This is a genomic window from Plantibacter flavus, from assembly GCF_900177615.1.
In the GTDB taxonomy this organism is placed as follows: domain Bacteria; phylum Actinomycetota; class Actinomycetes; order Actinomycetales; family Microbacteriaceae; genus Plantibacter; species Plantibacter flavus.
In genome coordinates this window covers 280,143-296,388 of record NZ_FXAP01000005.1, presented here as the reverse complement: position 1 = coordinate 296,388, position 16,246 = coordinate 280,143, and the positions used below count along the sequence as shown (strand labels likewise).

Sequence of the window (16,246 nt, the reverse complement as noted above, 5' to 3'; positions counted from 1 at the left end):
GACCGACCGCGTCAGCCGGCGCCGTCGAGGCGTGACTCCTCGACGTCCAGCATCCGCTGTGCCTTCGCCAGTACCTCGGAGGAGTAGCTGCCGGTCGCCCGCGCGTCGAGGAGCGCATCGCGTTCGGCGTCGAGCACTCGGCGTCGCAGCTGTCGGAACTGCTCATGCGGGCCCACGCCGGCATCGGTCCGTTCCGCCGCCGACTCGACGCGGATGAGGCTGCTCGTGCGCACCCGGTCGACGACCGCGGAGTCGAACGGCTCCCCGCCGTCCGTTCGCAGTTGCGGGTCGTCGAGGGCGGCCACACCGACGGTCGAGATCTCCTCGACGAGACCGGCCAGTTCCGCCATCGCCGCCTGCTCGTCCGTCCCGCCGACCCGGGTCAGCCGGATGACGAGCGGGAGGGAACCGCCCTGGAGCAGGAGGGTGACGATCGCGACCGTGAACGCGATGAGCACCAACTCCGCCCGATACGGGGTGTCGAGCGGGAGCGACTGCGCTGCGGCGATCGTGACGACACCACGCATCCCCGCCCAGGCGAGGACCGCGCCACCCCGCCATCCGAGTCCCTCGCGTTGCAGGAAGTCCAGGTCGGCGCTCCGCCGGGCGATCGACCTCGAGAAGGCGGCCTTGCGCTTGGCTGAACGCGCGTTCTCCGTCGGATGCTCCTCGAGGCGTGCGGAGACCTGCTCCAGTCTCGGCCGCCGGGCGAGAGCCTCCCGTTCGTCGCGTCGCAACGACCAGACGAGGACGCCGACGAACACGATGCGGACGACGATGAGGGTGATGGCGGTCAGCAACCCGAGACCGATCGACGACCAGATGCCGAGGTCGTCCTGCTCCACCTGCGAGACGATGGCCTCGAGCTCGAGCCCCATGAGCAGGAACACCCCGTTCTCGAGGAGGAACTGCGTCGTCCGCCAGTTGATGCGTTCGCTGATGCGGTCCTGGGCGGTGAAGTACTTCGCGCTCTGATGCCCGGTGTAGAGTCCTGCGACGACGACCGACAGGACGCCTGAGGCGTGGAAGTGCTCGGCGGGCAGATACGCGATGAACGGCACGGCGAAGGAGATGACCGTCGTCAGGACCGGGTCGCCGAGGCGGGATCGGATCCGGACCGTGATGAACCCGACGACGATCCCGATCGCGATCGCGAGCGCCACCGCATAGGCGAAGTCGCCCAGGACACCCCACAACGAGACCGTGCCGGCGGTCGCGGCGATGGCGGAGCGCAGGAGGACGAGGGCCGAGGCGTCGTTCACGAGGCTCTCGCCCTCGAGGACGCTCACGAGTCGCGACGGCATGCCCAGCCGCTTACCGATGGAGGTCGCGGCGACCGCGTCGGTCGGGCTGACGACGGCACCGAGGGCGATGCCGGCGGCCAGGCTCAGGTCGGGGAGGATCGTCGACAGGATCCAGCCGATGAGGACCGATGACACAACGACGAGGACGACCGAGAGTCCGGAGATCGCTTTGAGGTTGCGGCGGAAGTCGACCAGGGGCACGTTGACGGCGGCCGAATAGAGGAGCGGGGGCAGCACGCCGGCGAGGATCCACTCCGGCTTGACCTCGACGTCCGGCACGAACGGCAGGTAGCTGAGGGCGAGCCCGACCAGGACGAGGATGAGCGGGGCTGCCACGCGCAGCTTGTTCGCGAAGCGGGCCACCGCGACGATGGTCACCACCGCGACGACGGCGAGGAATGCGAAGTCCATGGCGTCAGCCTATTGGCGGTGGCTCACCACCCACTCACGGATCGCTGTCGCCGTGCTGACCACCCGCGCCGTGCTGACCACCCGCGCCCGGACGACGACGCAGACGACGACGACCGCCCGTCGGAACGGGCGGTCGTCGGTCGTGCGGCTGAGGTCAGAGCGCCAGCGCGGTGCGGAGGAGCTCCGCCTGCTCGGCGGCGTGACGCTTCGCCGAACCCGTGGCTGGGGAGGCGGACGCGGTGCGCGACACGTTGCGGATCGTCCGACCCTCGAGGTGCTTGGCAGCCTCCAGGCAGATGAACGGCCACGCGCCCTGGTTCTCCGGCTCGTCCTGCACCCACACCAGTTCGGCGTTCGGGTACTGCGCGACCACGGCGTTCAGCTCGGCCACCGGGACCGGGTAGAACTGCTCGACGCGGACGAGGGCGATCTCGTCGTTCGGCTGCTTCTGCAGCTCGCTGAGGAGGTCGTAGTGGATCTTCCCGGAGTGCAGGAGCACCCGCTTGACCGCGGCCTTGTCGGTGATCCGTGCGTCGTCGATCACCGGCTCGAAGCGGCCGGACGTGAAGTCCGCCACCGGGCTGGTCGCGCCACGCAGACGCAGCATCGCCTTCGGGGTGAAGACGACGAGCGGCCGACGCGGGCGGGCGTACGCCTGGCGACGCAGCAGGTGGAAGTACGACGCGGGGGTCGACGGCCGTGCGACGGTCATGTTGTCCTCGGCGCAGAGCTGCAGGAACCGCTCGATCCGCGCGGACGAGTGGTCGGGGCCCTGGCCTTCGTAGCCGTGGGGGAGGAGGAGCGTGACACTCGACCGCTGCGACCACTTCTGCTCGGCGGAGGAGATGAACTCGTCGATGATCGTCTGCGCACCGTTGGTGAAGTCGCCGAACTGCGCCTCCCACAGCACGAGTGCGTCGGCACGTTCGACCGAGTAGCCGTACTCGAAGCCCATGACCGCGTACTCGCTGAGGAGCGAGTCGTAGATCCAGAAGCGGGCCTGGTTGTCGCTGAGGTTCGCGAGCGGCAGCCACTCCTGGCCGTTGACCCGGTCGTGGAGGACGGCGTGACGCTGCACGAAGGTGCCGCGGCGGGAGTCCTGTCCGGACATCCGCACCGGGGTGCCCTCGATGAGCACCGATCCGAGTGCGAGCAGTTCTCCGAAGCCCCAGTCGATGTTGCCGTTGCGGCTCATGTCGAGTCGCTTCTCGAGGAGCTGCTGCACCTTCGGGTGCACGGTGAACCCGGCCGGCTTGTTGTTGAACGCGTCGCCGATGAGCTGCACGACGCCCTCGGAGACGCCGGTCGTCTCGAGTTCGCCGGAGTAGCCGTCCTCGTCGAGGACCTCGGTCGGGATCGGCGTCGGCGAGGTCTGCTCGGCGTGCGTCTCCATGAAGGCGCGTTCGAGGCGGTCCTGGAAGTCGCGGTGCGCGGCCTCGTACTCTTCCTCGGTGATGTCGCCGCGGCCGACGAGCGCCTCGGTGTAGAGCTTGCGCACGGAGCGCTTCGCCTCGATGAGGCTGTACATGAGCGGCTGCGTCATCGACGGGTCGTCGCCCTCGTTGTGGCCGCGTCGGCGGTAGCACACGAGGTCGATGACGACGTCGCGCTTGAACTCCTGGCGGTACTCGAAGGCGAGCTCCGCGACCCGCACGACGGCCTCGGGGTCGTCGCCGTTCACGTGGAAGATCGGCGCCTGGATGGTCTTCGCGACGTCGGTGTTGTAGATGGAGGAGCGGCCCTCGCCAGGAGGCGTGGTGAAGCCGACCTGGTTGTTGATGACGACGTGGACCGTGCCGCCCGTGCGGTAGCCGCGCAGCTGGGACAGCTGCATCGTCTCGAGGACGACGCCCTGACCGGCCATCGCCGCGTCGCCGTGGATGAGGATCGGGAGGGTGCCGAACGCGCCGATCGGCCCGCGGTCCTGCTTCGCGCGGACGATGCCCTCGAGCACGCCGTTGACGGCCTCGAGGTGCGAGGGGTTCGCTGCCAGGTAGACCGGGATCTCGCGGCCGTCCTCGGCCTTGAAGGTGCCCTCGGTGCCGAGGTGGTACTTCACGTCGCCGGAACCGTGGCTCGCCGGGTCCTGGGTGCCCTCGAACTCGCGGAAGATCTGACCGTACGTCTTGCCGGCGATGTTCGTGAGGACGTTGAGGCGGCCGCGGTGGGCCATGCCGATCGCGACCTCGTCGAGCTGGGCCTGCGACGCACCCTGGAGGATGGTGTCGAGGAGGGCGATGGTGGACTCGCCGCCCTCGAGACTGAAGCGCTTCTGGCCGACGTACTTCGTCTGCAGGAAGGTCTCGAAGGCCTCGGCCTCGTTGAGCTTGCCGAGGATGCGCATCTGCTCGTCGTGCGTCGGCTTCTCGTACTTGCGCTCGACCTTGCTCTGGATCCACTTGCGCTGCGCGGGGTCCTGGATGTGCATGTACTCGATGCCCGTGGTGCGGCAGTACGAGTCGCGGAGGACGCCGAGGATGTCGCGCAGCTTTGCCGTGCGGGCCGAGCCGAAGGCGCCCGTGACGAACTCGCGGTCGAGGTCCCAGAAGGTCAGGCCGTGGGTCTCGATCTCGAGGTCGGGGTGCGAACGCTGCACGTACTCCAGCGGGTCGATGTCGGCCATGAGGTGGCCGCGGACGCGGAACGCGTTGATGAGCTCCTGGACGCGGGCGGTCTTGTCGACGGCGTCGGCGAGGTCGACGCTGATGTCGGGCGACCAGTGGATCGGGTCGTACGGGATGCGGAGCGCGGCGAAGATGTCCTGGTAGAAGCTGCGGCTGCCGATGAGCAGCTCGTGGACGACCTTGAGGAACTCGCCCGAGCCGGCACCCTGGATGACGCGGTGGTCGTAGGTGCTCGTGAGCGTGATCGTCTTGCCGATCGCCAGCTCGTTGAGCGTGCGCTCGGAGGCGCCCTGGAACTCGGCCGGGTACTCGAGGGCGCCGGCGCCGATGATGCAGCCCTGGCCCTTCATGAGACGGGGGACCGAGTGCACGGTCCCGATGCCACCGGGGTTCGTGAGTGAGATCGTGACGCCCTGGAAGTCGGCTCCGGTGAGCTTGCCCTTGCGGGCGCGGGTCACGAGGTCCTCGTAGGCCGAGAGGTACTCGTTGAAGGTGAGGGTGTCGGCACGCTTGATGCCCGGCACCATGAGGGCGCGGGAGCCGTCGGGCTTCGGGAGGTCGATGGCGATGCCGAGGTTGATGTGCGCCGGGGCGACGACCGTGGGCTTGCCGTCGGTCTCCTCGTAGTAGACGTTCTGGCTCGGGAAGTCCTTCAGCGCCTGGATGAGGGCCCAGCCGATGAGGTGGGTGAAGCTGACCTTGCCGCCTCTGGCGCGCTTCAGGTGGTTGTTGATGACGATGCGGTTGTCGATCATCAGCTTCGCCGGGATGGTGCGCACGCTCGTCGCGGTCGGGACCGTGAGGCTCGCGTCCATGTTGGTGGCGAGCGACTTGGCCATGCCCTTCAGCACGGTGACCTTGTCGACGTCCTCCGGAGCGGGCTCGGTCTGGTCGCTCTTCGGCTGCTGGACCTGGTTCGGGCTCGTCATCGGGGCGTCGGCCGGGATCGGGGCCGGCTTCGCCTGGACCGAGGTGGTGCGGGCGACCGGCTGCGCGCCGATGACCTGGATCGGGGCCGTCGGCGGGTTGACCCGGGCCGCCTCGTCCGCCACTGCGGGGGCGGGGGCCGACGCCGTGGTGCCGGCGGATGCCGCACCGTCGTCCGGCTGGCCGCCCGTCGTTCCCTGGGCTGCGCCGTTCACCGGCCGGTAGTGCTCGAGGATCGGCCACCAGGAGCGGTCCACGGAATCCTTGTCGACGAGGTACTGCTCGTACATCTCGTCGACGAGCCATTCATTGGCTCCGAATTCGTTCGTTGCGCCGTCATCGGCGCCCACTCCGGTCATCTGGCTCGACACCGTCGATCGCCCACTCTCTCCGTTGAATTCTCACTGTTTGCAGGCAGGGAACATGCCCGCACGATCCAGTCATCAAGCCTAAACCCATTCCGTCGTCGGTGCGGCTCGGACGCCGGTCGGGATACGGTGTTCTCATGCGGTTCATCGGTGAGATTCCCAGCCACGACCTGACGTACTCGGACGTGTTCCTCGTCCCCAGCCGCTCCGGGATCACGAGTCGACTCGACGTCGACCTGGCTCCGGACGACGCCACCGGCGCCACGATCCCGATCGTGTCCGCCAACATGAACTCCGTCACCGGGCCGCGCCTCGCGGCAGCACTGGCGCGGCGCGGCGGTCTCGGCGTCCTGCCGCAGGACATGCCGCTCCAGGAACTCGACGCGGCGATCCGCTGGGTGAAGGAGCAGCCGGTCGCCTTCGACACCCCGCTGATCATGCGAGCCGATCAGACCGCGGCCGACGCCCTGCGCCTGATCCCAGCGGTCGCCGGCCACGGCATCGTGCTCCACGACGAGCACGACGCCTTCGCCGGCTGCATCCCGGCCGCGCGTCTCGCCACGGCGCTGCCGGATGCGCGACTCGGCGACCTCGCTCGCGGGTCGCTCGCCTCGATCGACGCCGACGACGTGACCGGTGGCCGGGCCGCGTTCGACCTCATGGTCGCCGCCGACCTCGAGTTCGCGCCTGTGCTGCACCACGGCGCGGTCGTCGGCACCCTCAGCCGGACGAGCGCGCTCCGGTCGACCATCTACACGCCGGCGCTCGACGCGTCGGGCCGGTTGCGGGTCGCCGCGGCGATCGGCATCAACGGCGACGTCGCCGTGAAGGCGCAGGCGCTCGCCGCCGCCGGGGTGGACGTCCTCGTGATCGACACCGCCCACGGGCACCAGGAGGGGATGCTCCGGGCGATCGCGGCCGTCCGTGCCCTCGGTCTCGGCCTCCCGATCGTCGCCGGCAACGTCGTGTCCGCCGTCGCGGTGCAGGACCTCGTCGACGCCGGTGCGGACATCCTCAAGGTCGGTGTCGGACCCGGTGCGATGTGCACCACGCGGATGATGACCGCGGTCGGACGTCCGCAGTTCTCGGCCGTGCTCGAGACGGCCGCGACCGCCCGCGCACTCGGCGCGAAGGTCTGGGCGGACGGTGGCGTCCGCTACCCCCGCGACGTCGCCCTCGCCCTCGCGGCCGGCGCGTCCTCGGTCATGATCGGTTCCTGGTTCGCCGGCACGATCGAGGCTCCTGGTGAACTGCAGCGCGCCGCCGACGGATCGCTCTACAAGGAGAGCTGGGGCATGGCGTCGACCAAGGCCGTGCACGAGCGCTTCGGCCGACTCGATCCCTTCGAACTCGCGCGGAAGACGCTCTTCGCCGAGGGCATCTCGTCCTCCCGCATCACGATCGACCCGCTCCGGCCCTCGGTCGAGGACCTCCTCGACATGATCACCGCCGGTGTGCGCTCGTCGTTCACCTACGCGGGTGCCGACTCGGTGCCCGGCTTCCACGAGCGCGCCATCGTCGGCGTCCAGTCGGCCGCCGGGTACGAGGAGGGCAAGGCGCTGCCCGTCTCCTGGTGAGCCGCGGTGCTGGTGCGGCACGCACGACCGCGGTGGGATGATGGGCCCATGGTGGTGAACGGCGGGACGCACGGGTTCGGTGTCGGCATGCAGGTCCTCGTGCTCGTGGACCCGGGATCCGATCCCTCGACGGGGGAGCGTGCCTCCGGGGTCATCGTCGCACCCGGCCGCCAGCGTGCCGCGGCGTTCATCTCGGTGTGGACCGAACAGCTGACGACCTGGATCGTCGAGTTCGACGAACCCTTCACCGCGCCCGACGGCAGCGGCCCGCACGGATCGGCCGAGGTCCGCGAGACCTACCTCATCCCCGCACCCTTCGCCGAGGCGTCGGAGTCCGTCGACGCCTGACCGCCGTGTGCTCGCTCAGGCGAGCGACCGGTCCATGATGGCCGAGGAGAGCGCCTCCACCGGGCCGGCCGCCGCCAACGGGTTCGCGAGCAGGGTGAAGTCGACGCCGCCCAGGGTCGGGAGTTCCAGCCGGTTGCTCAGCATGACGAGGTCGCTCGGGATCAGGCTGCGCGGGAAGACCGCGACGCCGAGCCCGGCCCGCACCGCCGCGAGGACGCCGTTCACCTCCCGGGTGCTGCAGGTGATCCGCCAGGTGCGCCCGGCTGCCTCGAGGGCGTCGATCGCCAGCTGCCGGGAGAGACTCGGATCCTGATAGGCGATGAGGGGGACGGGCTGGCCCGGTTCGATCGTGGTCCTCTCGAGACCGACCCAGACCATCGAGTCGGTCCGCACGAGCTTGCCCTCGTTCTGGCCGGGGTGCATCTTGATGAAGATGAGGTCGATGGCGCCCGCCTTCAGCCGGCGGTAGAGCGGTCCGCTCTGGTTCACGGTGAGTTCGAGGTTCAGCTGCGGGTTCCCCTGACGGAAGTGCCGCAGGATCCGGGGGAGCTGGGTCATCGCGAGGTCGTCGGCGGCCCCGAAGCGGAGTCGGCCGCTCATCGCCGAGCCGGTGAAGTAGCTCTCCGCCGAGGCGTGTGCAGCGAGGATGGTGCGCGCGAACCCGGCCATCGCATCACCGTTGTCGGTCAGGCGGACCGCTCTCGTGTCCCGGACGACGAGCCACCGGCCGGCAGCCTCCTCGAGCCGTCGGATCTGCTGACTGACCGTCGGCTGGCTCAACCCGAGCTGCGCGGCGGCGCGGGTGAAGTTCTTCGTCTCGGCGACGGCCAGGAAGGTGCGCAGCAGGGCGGGGTCGAACATGCGTGAGCCGATCATTCGGGAATCGAATAGGACTGATAGGGATCATCCTGCTCGGAAATGGTCGCGTCGGCAATAGCGTGGACGGGAGCCGACGGCCTCCGCGGCTCCACCCATACGACACGCACTCGACATACGAAACGCTGGCCCTCTCCGTGACCCCTCCATCCGACACCGCCGTCGCTCCACCGCCGCCCACCGCCCCCATGCCGATCGTGGGGGAGCGTCCCGCCTGGCGGGACACCTTCTCCTCGCTCCGCGTCCCGAACTTCCGACTCTTCACGATCGGGCACATCGTCGCGACGACCGCGATCGGGATGCAGCGCATCGCGCAGGACTGGCTCGTCCTCGAGCTCTCCGGCAGCGTCGCCGCCGTCGGGATCACGGTCGCCATGCAGTTCGCGCCCATGCTGCTGTTCGGACTGCTCGGCGGCGTGATCGCGGACCGCTACTCCAAGCGCGTGCTGCTCATGATCACGCAGTCGCTCGCCGCCGTCCTCGCGGTCGCGCTGTCGATCCTGACGCTCAGCGGCGCGGTCGAGGTGTGGCACATCTACGTCATCGCCTTCATGCTCGGCCTCGTCACCGTCGTCGACAACCCCGCGAGACAGGTGTTCGTGAACGAGCTCGTGGGCCCGGCGAGACTGCGGAACGCCATCAGCCTCAACTCCGCCGTCTTCCAGCTCGGCCAGCTCGTCGGTCCGGCCGTCGGCGGTGTCCTCATCACCGCCGTCGGTTCCGGCTGGTCCTTCGCGATCAACGCCCTCGCCTGCTCCGGCGTCGTGCTCACCCTGGCGCTCATGCGTGTCTCGGAACTCGTCCCGACCCCGGTCGTCGCGAAGGCGAAGGGCCAGCTCAAGGAGGGACTCGGCTATGCCATGCGGAAACCGGCCATCCGGTGGACGGTCATCATGGTCGCGTTCATGTCGGTGTTCGCCTTCAACCTGCCGGTCCTACTCGCCGCCTACGCCTCGGACGTCTTCGACATCGGCGCGAGCGGCTACGGGTTCCTCAACGCCCTCGTCGCCGTCGGCGCGCTGACCGGGGCGCTCGCGTCGACGAGGCGTGGGGGTGTGGACCTGCGCATCGTGATCGTCGCGGCGGCGGCGGTCGGCGTCCTGCAGGCGGCCGCCGGGGCGATGCCCGTGCTCCTCCCCTTCGCCCTCCTGCTCGTCGCGGGCGGGGTCGCGAACCTCCTCTTCATCACGGCGGCGAACTCGCTCGTCCAGCTGTCGTCCAACATGGCGATCCGCGGCCGGGTGATGTCGCTGTACATCCTCGTGCTGCTCGGCGGACAGTCGATCGGCGGTCCGCTCATGGGGTGGCTCGTCGAGGTCGCCGGGGCACACGTGGGCATGATCGTCTCGGGCGGGGTCCCGGCGCTCGCCGCGGCGTGCATCGGCGTGCGGTTCCTCCTCGTGCGGCGTCGGAAGCGTCGCGCGGCCGAGGAGCGTCGGCGTCTCGCGGAGGCTGAGAAGAACCCCGGAAATCCGGGCTCCACAGCCGCGGATGTCCGATAGACTCGTCCGCACAATGGACGACCCTCCTTCAGACAGATCCCCCGGCCACCATCCCAGCCCCGTGCTGACCCGATCACGGGAGACGATCGCCCATCCGGGCGACGGAACCCCCACTCCGGCATCGACCGCTCAGCACGGACGGGATCGTCATGTCTGAGTGGATCATGCTCGGCGTCGGCCTCGTGCTGACCATCGGGACGGGCTTCTTCGTCGCCTCCGAGTTCGCGCTCGTGAACCTCGACCGCGCCGACCTCGAGGCCCGCCGCGACCGTGGTGAGACCCGCCTGTCGATGACGATCGCAGCGCTCAAGATCACCTCGACGCACCTGTCGAGCGCGCAGCTCGGGATCACCCTGACCACCCTCCTGACCGGTTACACCATGGAGCCGGCGCTGTCGTCGATGCTCGCCGGCCCGCTCGGCTCCATCGGGATCCCCGAGGGCGTCGTCGCCGTCGTGGCGACGATCGTCGCGATCACCCTCGCCACGCTGCTCAGCATGATCATCGGCGAGCTCGTCCCGAAGAACTTCGCGCTCGCGTTGCCCCGACAGACCGCCAAGTTCGTCGTCCCGTTCCAGACGGCCTTCACCTGGGTCTTCAAGCCCGCCATCGTCGTCCTCAACGGCAGCGCCAACGGCTTGCTGCGGTCGATGGGCATCGAACCCAAGGAGGAGCTGTCCGGAGCCCGGACGGCCGAGGAGCTGTCGTCCCTCGTGCGTCGATCGGCACTCGAGGGCACACTCGAGGCCGACACCGCGACCCTGCTCAACCGCACCCTCCGCTTCTCGAGCCACGATGCGTCGGACGTCATGACGCCCAGGCCGCGCATCGCGTCGATCCAGCGCGGCGAACCCGCCCAGGCGGTGCTCGCCCTCGCGAGGTCGACCGGTCACTCGCGCTTCCCGGTCACCGATGCCGACGTCGACGACATCACCGGTGTCGTGCATGTGAAGCAGGCCATCGCGGTCCCGCGCGACCGCCGCGGCGAGGTGCCCGTCTCCGCCCTGCAGTCCCCTGCACTGCGCGTCCCCGAGACGATGAAGCTGGACGTGCTGCTCTCGCAGCTGCGCGGACGCGGCTACCAGATGGCCGTCGTGGTCGACGAGTACGGCGGCACCGCCGGCGTGACCACCCTCGAGGACCTCGTCGAGGAACTCGTGGGCGAGGTCGCCGACGAGCACGACCGCTCGCGTGCCGGGGTGGTCCGCGGACGCGACTCCACGACCTTCCCGGGCAGCCTCCGTCCCGACGAGCTCCTCGAGCGCGCCGGCGTGCGTGTCCCCGAGGACGGTCCGTACGAGACGGTCGCGGGCTACGTCATGAGCGAGCTCGGACGACTCGCGGTCTCAGGCGACGAGCTCGAGCTCGAGGACGGCACGCTCCGCGTCGAGCGACTCGACGGCCGACGGATCGATCGGATCCGGTTCACCCCGAGACCCGTCGTGTCGGAGGACGGTGGTGACGCATGAGCGACTGGGCAGGAATCGCCTGGCTCGTGGTGCTGCTGCTCGCGAACGCCTTCTTCGTCGGTGCCGAGTTCGCGGTCATCTCCGCGCGACGGTCACAGATCGAACCCCTCGCCGAGCAGGGGAGCCGGAGCGCCAAGACCGCGCTGTGGGCCATGGAACACGCCACGCTCATGTTGGCGACGAGTCAGTTGGGCATCACCGTCTGCTCGCTGCTCATCCTGAACGTCTCCGAGCCGGCGATCCACCACCTGCTGGAGGTGCCGTTGGCGCTCACCGGCTGGCCCGAGGAGACCATCGGTACGGTGGCGTTCATCATCGCGCTGCTCCTCGTCTCCTACCTCCACGTGGTCTTCGGTGAGATGGTCCCGAAGAACCTCTCGTTCTCGATCCCGGATCGCGCGGTCCTGCTGCTCGCTCCGCCGCTCGTCTTCGTGGCGCGCGTCTTCCGTCCGATCATCGTGTCCCTCAACGCGACCGCGAACGCCGTCCTCCGTCTGTTCCGGGTGGAGCCGAAGAACGAGGCTGCGAGCGCGTTCACGCTCGACGAGGTGGCGACCATCGTCGACCAGTCCACCCGCGAGGGTGTGCTCACCGACTCGACGGGTGCGCTCGTCGCGGCGTTCGAGTTCACCGAGAAGAAGGTCCACGATGTGGCTCTGCCGCTCGGGAGCCTCATCACGCTGACGGAGGAGGCGACGCCCTCGGACGTCGAGCGCGCGGTGGCGAAGTACGGCTACTCCCGCTACGTGATCGTCGACGACGAGTCGGTGCCGATCGGGTACCTCCACCTGAAGGACGTCCTGCGGTACGACGACCTCGACGGCAGTGGCGACGAAGAGCGCCCTGTGCCCGCGAAGCACATCAGGCAGCTGGTGTCGGTGTTCGAGGACTCGGACGTCGAAGACGCGCTGACCACGATGCGTCGTTCGGGGGCACACGTCGCCCGGGTGTTCGACGAAGCGGGCGCCACCACCGGGGTCCTCTTCCTCGAGGACATCATCGAGGAACTCGTCGGAGAGGTCCAGGACGCCACCCGGCGTCGCTGATCGGACGACGAAGCGCTGACACGACGACGGCCCGCACGCGATCGCGTGCGGGCCGTCGTCGTGTCAGGGTCGCGCTCAGGTGCGCGGCTTGGCCCGCTCGTACTGGCCCGGCCAGGCCACCTCAACGCCGAGCTCGGTGGCGGCGCGCAACGCGAAGTGCGGATCACGGAGCGCCTCGCGGGCGACCATGACCGCCTCCGCCTGCCCGTCGGCGACGATGGCCGCGGCCTGCTGGGCGTCGGTGATGAGCCCGACGGCGCTCGTGTCGACACCCGTCGACCCGATGTGCGCGGCGAACGGGACCTGGTACCCGGGGGAGAGCGGGATGCGGACGCCGCCGACGGCCCCGCCGGTGGAGATGTCGAAGAAGTCGGCACCGCGCTCGGCGCACCATGCCGCGACGGTCGCGGTCTGGTGTTCGTCCCATCCGTCGTCCACCCAGTCGGTGGCAGAGAACCGGACGAACAACGGCAGTCCGGCCGGGAGGACCTCGCGCACCGCCTCGACGACTCGCAGGAGGAGCTTGGCCCGGTTCTCGAGCGAGCCACCGTAGCCGTCCTCGCGGTGGTTGACGAGCGGGGAGAGGAACTGGTGCAGCAGGTAGCCGTGCGCGGCGTGGAGTTCGATCACCTGGAAGCCGGCGTCGACCGACCGGACGGCCGCCGCCCGGAAGTCGTCGACGACGCGGTCGATGCCCTCATCGTCGAGGGCTTCCGGGACCGCGTAGCCCGGGAAGGCCTCGGGCGACGGGGCGACGGTCGACCAGCCGCCGTCCTCGATCGGGACGCTGCCCTGACCGTCGGTGCCCCAGGGGGCGAACGTGGAGGCCTTCCGGCCGGCGTGCGCGAGCTGGATGCCGGGGACGGAACCTTGCTCGGTGATGAACGCGGTGATCCGTCGCCAGGCGTCGCGCTGTTCGTCGTTCCAGATGCCTGCGTCCTGGGGCGAGATCCGGCCCTCGGGGCTGATCGCCGCCGCCTCGGAGATGACGAGACCGAAGCCGCCCGCCGCGAACTGGCCGAGGTGCATGAGGTGCCAGTCGGTCGGCACGCCGTCCCTCGCTGTGACGCTGTACTGGCACATCGGGGCGATCCACAGGCGGTTGGGGATGGTGAGGTCACGGATGGTGATCGGATCGAACAGCTGGGGCACGGAACTCCTCGGGTCTCGGGGCGACGGGCGTCGCCACCCGGCCCAACGTTCCGGAATGCGTTCGGATTCCCGCCTCCGGGATGACCGACGATCGACGGCTCAGAGCCGGACCGCCGCGACGACTGGCCTAGGGTGATGGCATGGCCGAACCGCGACTCTGGACCCCTGCCGACGCACGCGAGTGGATCGCCGTGCCCGACGCCGAATCGGACAAGTACTCCCGGGGTGTCCTCGGCGTCGTGACCGGGTCCGACCGCTACCCGGGTGCCGCCGTCATCGGTGTCGAGGCGGCGATCCGCACCGGCGTCGGCATGGTCCGCTACCTCGGCGCGGACCGACCGGCGAACCTCGTCCTGCAGCGCCGCCCCGAGATCGTGACGGCGGAGGGGCGCGTGCAGGCCTGGCTCATCGGCTCCGGCATGGACCCCGGCAAGCTGACCCGCGAGGAGAGCTCCCTGCTCGACGCCGCCCTGCACGGGGGCGAGCCGGTCGTCGCCGATGCCGGGTCGCTCCGTCGCGTCGCCGCGGGTGCCCACCAGCGGGCGTTCGGTGTCGACGAGTCGTGGCGCATCGTGGCCACACCCCACGTCGGTGAACTGGCGACCATGTTGAGCGGCCTGGGGAGCCCGGCCGAGGTCGGGGCCATTCGTGCCGACCCCGTGTCGTACGCGGCCGACGTCGCCGCCCGCCTCGGCATCGTCGTGGTGCTGAAGGGCGGCACGACCCACGTCGTCGCGCCGGACGGTGACGCCATCGCGATCTCCGGCGGATCGCCCTGGCTCGCGACCGCCGGCACCGGCGACGCTCTGGCCGGGATCATCGGGGCGCTCGTCGCGACGAACGCCGAGCGCGTGCTCGCCGACCCCGGATGCCTGGCGAGCGTCGCCGCCAGCGGGGTGCTCTTGCACACGGCTGCCGGGGACGCCGCGGCTACCGAGGGCCCGCTGGCCGCGCTCGACGTGGCCGAAGCGGTGCGCGGTGTCGTCGGTGGTCTCCTGCGCTGAACGAGCGTTCATCGGTGGACGAAGGACAACTCCCAGAACGCTCATAGCTCGCCCATAGGGAAGCTCAGGACACTGGTGCCACCGCGGCAGAGACCTCGCCGCGGCGGCCGCCGCACCGTGGCCCACACATCGCCCGAGGAGATTGAACGATGCGCAACCCCACCACCACCCAGCCTCCCGTCCGCACGCCACGCCTGTCCGTGGCGGCGAAGAAGACGACCTTCGCGGCCCTGACCGGCCTCACCCTCGTCGGCAGCCTGGCCGGTTGCTCGGCAGCCGACGCCGGCAGCGCGACCACGACCACGTCGCCCGAGACGAAGAGCACGGCGGCGCCGGAAGCGACCACCTCCACCGACGCCGCGGCGGGCTCCGGCTCCACCGACTACCAGGACGGCTCCTACACCGCGGACGGCAGCTATCAGTCGCCGAACGGCACCGAGTCGATCACGGTGACCGTCACGCTCGCCGAGGACAAGGTCACGGCGGTCGACGTCGTCTCGCACGCCGAGAGCGCGAACAGCAAGCGCTACCAGGCGGAGTTCATCTCCGGGATCGCAGCCGAGGTGGTCGGCAAGGACATCGACAGCCTCAAGGTCTCCAAGGTCGCCGGTTCCTCGCTCACGAGCGGCGGCTTCAACGCGGCCATCGACACGATCAAGACCGAAGCGAAGGGCTGAGCCGCGGGGCCGGACCGACGATGAGCGAGACGACACTGCGCTTCGAGGCGATCGGCACCGGATGGGAGCTCGACACGGCTCTCCCGCTCGAGCCTGAGACCGTTGAGGCCGTCGCCGCGTGCATCGACCGGTTCGACCGGACCTGGTCGAGGTTCCGGGACGACGCGTTCATCGCGCGGTTCGCCGCCGGCCCGGCCTCGACCGCCTTCCCCGATGACGCGCGCGAGGATGCGATCGCACTGCTCGACACGTACCGGCGTCTGCACGATGCCACCGCCGGAGCCGTGACGCCGTTCATCGGCACCTCGCTCGAACGGCTCGGCTACGACGCCTCCTACTCGCTCGTGCCCCAGGGCCCGGCGGTCGCCGCCCCGCACTGGGACGACGTGGCCCGGTGGGACGGCGAGGTGCTCGAGACGAGCCTCCCGCTCGTGATCGACATCGGTGCGGCCGGCAAGGGGCGGCTCGTCGACCTCGTCGCCGACCTCCTCCGCAGCCACGGCCACGAGTCCTTCACGGTCGACGCCTCGGGCGACCTGCGTCACGAGCACGGATCCCGCGCGGCGGACCCGCTCCGCATCGCGCTCGAGCATCCGTACGATCCCAGGAAAGCCATCGGGGTCGCGACGATCGACGACGGAGCCCTGTGCGCCTCCGCGACCAATCGTCGTGCCTGGGGCGACGGGCTCCACCATGTCATCGACGGCCGGACCGGCGAACCGACGAGGACCGTCGCGGCGACCTGGGTCACCGCCCCGGACGCGATGGTCGCCGACGGACTGGCCACCGCGCTGTTCTTCACCGACCACGAGACCCTTGCGGAGGCGTTCGCCTTCGAGAGCGTCCGCATGTTCACGACCGGTCTCACCGACCGGTCCGTCGGGTTCCCCGGCGAACTCTTCACCTGAGTCACGCGCCACAGGGCCCGAGCCCGGACGGCACCATCTCCCAGAAAGCAGAC

The 16,246-nt window shown here is 69.8% G+C and carries 12 protein-coding genes; 8 read left to right on the top strand and 4 right to left on the bottom strand.

Features of this window, described 5'->3' with window-relative positions; translation table 11 throughout:
- Nucleotides 1–11: 11 nt before the first annotated feature.
- Both B9Y95_RS16115 and B9Y95_RS16110 read right to left on the bottom strand, forming a co-directional pair.
- On the bottom strand, nt 12–1,715 hold the full coding sequence (locus tag B9Y95_RS16115; RefSeq protein ID WP_085513347.1) for a cation:proton antiporter: 1,704 nt from the start codon (nt 1,713–1,715) through the stop codon (nt 12–14).
- Nucleotides 1,716–1,869: 154 nt separating this feature from the next.
- On the bottom strand, nt 1,870–5,637 hold the full coding sequence (locus tag B9Y95_RS16110) for a multifunctional oxoglutarate decarboxylase/oxoglutarate dehydrogenase thiamine pyrophosphate-binding subunit/dihydrolipoyllysine-residue succinyltransferase subunit (protein ID WP_200811430.1): 3,768 nt from the start codon (nt 5,635–5,637) through the stop codon (nt 1,870–1,872).
- Between the two features lie 134 nt (nt 5,638–5,771).
- Between B9Y95_RS16110 and guaB1 the strand changes: the two genes are divergently transcribed.
- Together guaB1 and B9Y95_RS16100 are read left to right on the top strand one after the other, a co-directional pair.
- On the top strand, nt 5,772–7,211 hold the full coding sequence (gene guaB1, locus B9Y95_RS16105) for a GMP reductase (protein WP_085513526.1): 1,440 nt from the start codon (nt 5,772–5,774) through the stop codon (nt 7,209–7,211).
- A gap of 48 nt (nt 7,212–7,259) precedes the next feature.
- Nucleotides 7,260–7,559 (top strand): hypothetical protein, encoded by a 300-nt coding sequence (locus tag B9Y95_RS16100; RefSeq protein WP_085513341.1) that lies wholly within the window; start codon nt 7,260–7,262, stop codon nt 7,557–7,559.
- 15 nt (nt 7,560–7,574) lie between these two features.
- On the opposite strand, the gene B9Y95_RS16095 is transcribed toward B9Y95_RS16100, so the two are convergent.
- A complete protein-coding gene (locus B9Y95_RS16095; protein WP_085513524.1) occupies nt 7,575–8,420 on the bottom strand; it encodes a LysR substrate-binding domain-containing protein in 846 nt (281 codons plus the stop codon).
- Between the two features lie 203 nt (nt 8,421–8,623).
- Here B9Y95_RS16095 and B9Y95_RS16090 point away from each other — a divergent pair, with 203 nt between their 5' ends.
- The 3 genes from B9Y95_RS16090 to B9Y95_RS16080 all read left to right on the top strand — a co-directional run bounded on the left by B9Y95_RS16090 (nt 8,624) and on the right by B9Y95_RS16080 (nt 12,452).
- The gene (locus tag B9Y95_RS16090) at nt 8,624–9,937 is read left to right on the top strand and encodes an MFS transporter (RefSeq protein ID WP_085513339.1); all 1,314 of its coding nucleotides are present in this window, start codon (nt 8,624–8,626) and stop codon (nt 9,935–9,937) included.
- Between the two features lie 149 nt (nt 9,938–10,086).
- Nucleotides 10,087–11,406, top strand: coding sequence for a hemolysin family protein (locus tag B9Y95_RS16085; RefSeq protein WP_085513336.1), 1,320 nt, complete (start codon nt 10,087–10,089; stop codon nt 11,404–11,406).
- Nucleotides 11,403–12,452 (top strand): hemolysin family protein, encoded by a 1,050-nt coding sequence (locus B9Y95_RS16080; RefSeq protein ID WP_064295254.1) that lies wholly within the window; start codon nt 11,403–11,405, stop codon nt 12,450–12,452. The genes B9Y95_RS16085 and B9Y95_RS16080 overlap by 4 nt, the downstream gene beginning before the upstream one ends.
- A 75-nt stretch (nt 12,453–12,527) precedes the next feature.
- On the opposite strand, the gene B9Y95_RS16075 is transcribed toward B9Y95_RS16080, so the two are convergent.
- Nucleotides 12,528–13,604: an NADH:flavin oxidoreductase/NADH oxidase gene (locus tag B9Y95_RS16075; RefSeq protein ID WP_085513334.1), complete on the bottom strand. Its 1,077-nt coding sequence runs from the start codon at nt 13,602–13,604 to the stop codon at nt 12,528–12,530.
- 140 nt (nt 13,605–13,744) lie between these two features.
- Here B9Y95_RS16075 and B9Y95_RS16070 point away from each other — a divergent pair, with 140 nt between their 5' ends.
- The 3 genes from B9Y95_RS16070 (at nt 13,745) to B9Y95_RS16060 (ending at nt 16,193) form a co-directional block, all read left to right on the top strand.
- Complete coding sequence (locus B9Y95_RS16070) at nt 13,745–14,608, top strand: ADP-dependent NAD(P)H-hydrate dehydratase (RefSeq protein WP_085513332.1); 864 nt, start codon at nt 13,745–13,747, stop codon at nt 14,606–14,608.
- Between the two features lie 149 nt (nt 14,609–14,757).
- Entirely contained in the window at nt 14,758–15,285 is a 528-nt protein-coding gene (locus B9Y95_RS16065; protein WP_119863552.1) for an FMN-binding protein, read from the top strand.
- 20 nt (nt 15,286–15,305) lie between these two features.
- The gene (locus tag B9Y95_RS16060; RefSeq protein ID WP_085513329.1) at nt 15,306–16,193 is read left to right on the top strand and encodes an FAD:protein FMN transferase; all 888 of its coding nucleotides are present in this window, start codon (nt 15,306–15,308) and stop codon (nt 16,191–16,193) included.
- Nucleotides 16,194–16,246 lie beyond the last annotated feature (53 nt).

Excerpts from the sequence above, each read along its gene's own strand:
- B9Y95_RS16065 (WP_119863552.1), top strand. The coding sequence starts at position 14,758 with ATGCGCAACCCCACCACCACCCAGCCTCCCGTCCGCACGCCACGCCTG.
- B9Y95_RS16100 (WP_085513341.1), top strand. The coding sequence starts at position 7,260 with ATGGTGGTGAACGGCGGGACGCACGGGTTCGGTGTCGGCATGCAGGTC.
- B9Y95_RS16070 (WP_085513332.1), top strand. The coding sequence starts at position 13,745 with ATGGCCGAACCGCGACTCTGGACCCCTGCCGACGCACGCGAGTGGATC.
- B9Y95_RS16090 (WP_085513339.1), top strand. The coding sequence starts at position 8,624 with ATGCCGATCGTGGGGGAGCGTCCCGCCTGGCGGGACACCTTCTCCTCG.
- B9Y95_RS16095 (WP_085513524.1), bottom strand. The coding sequence starts at position 8,420 with ATGTTCGACCCCGCCCTGCTGCGCACCTTCCTGGCCGTCGCCGAGACG.
- B9Y95_RS16115 (WP_085513347.1), bottom strand. The coding sequence starts at position 1,715 with ATGGACTTCGCATTCCTCGCCGTCGTCGCGGTGGTGACCATCGTCGCG.
- B9Y95_RS16080 (WP_064295254.1), top strand. The coding sequence starts at position 11,403 with ATGAGCGACTGGGCAGGAATCGCCTGGCTCGTGGTGCTGCTGCTCGCG.
- guaB1 (WP_085513526.1), top strand. The coding sequence starts at position 5,772 with ATGCGGTTCATCGGTGAGATTCCCAGCCACGACCTGACGTACTCGGAC.
- B9Y95_RS16085 (WP_085513336.1), top strand. The coding sequence starts at position 10,087 with ATGTCTGAGTGGATCATGCTCGGCGTCGGCCTCGTGCTGACCATCGGG.
- B9Y95_RS16060 (WP_085513329.1), top strand. The coding sequence starts at position 15,306 with ATGAGCGAGACGACACTGCGCTTCGAGGCGATCGGCACCGGATGGGAG.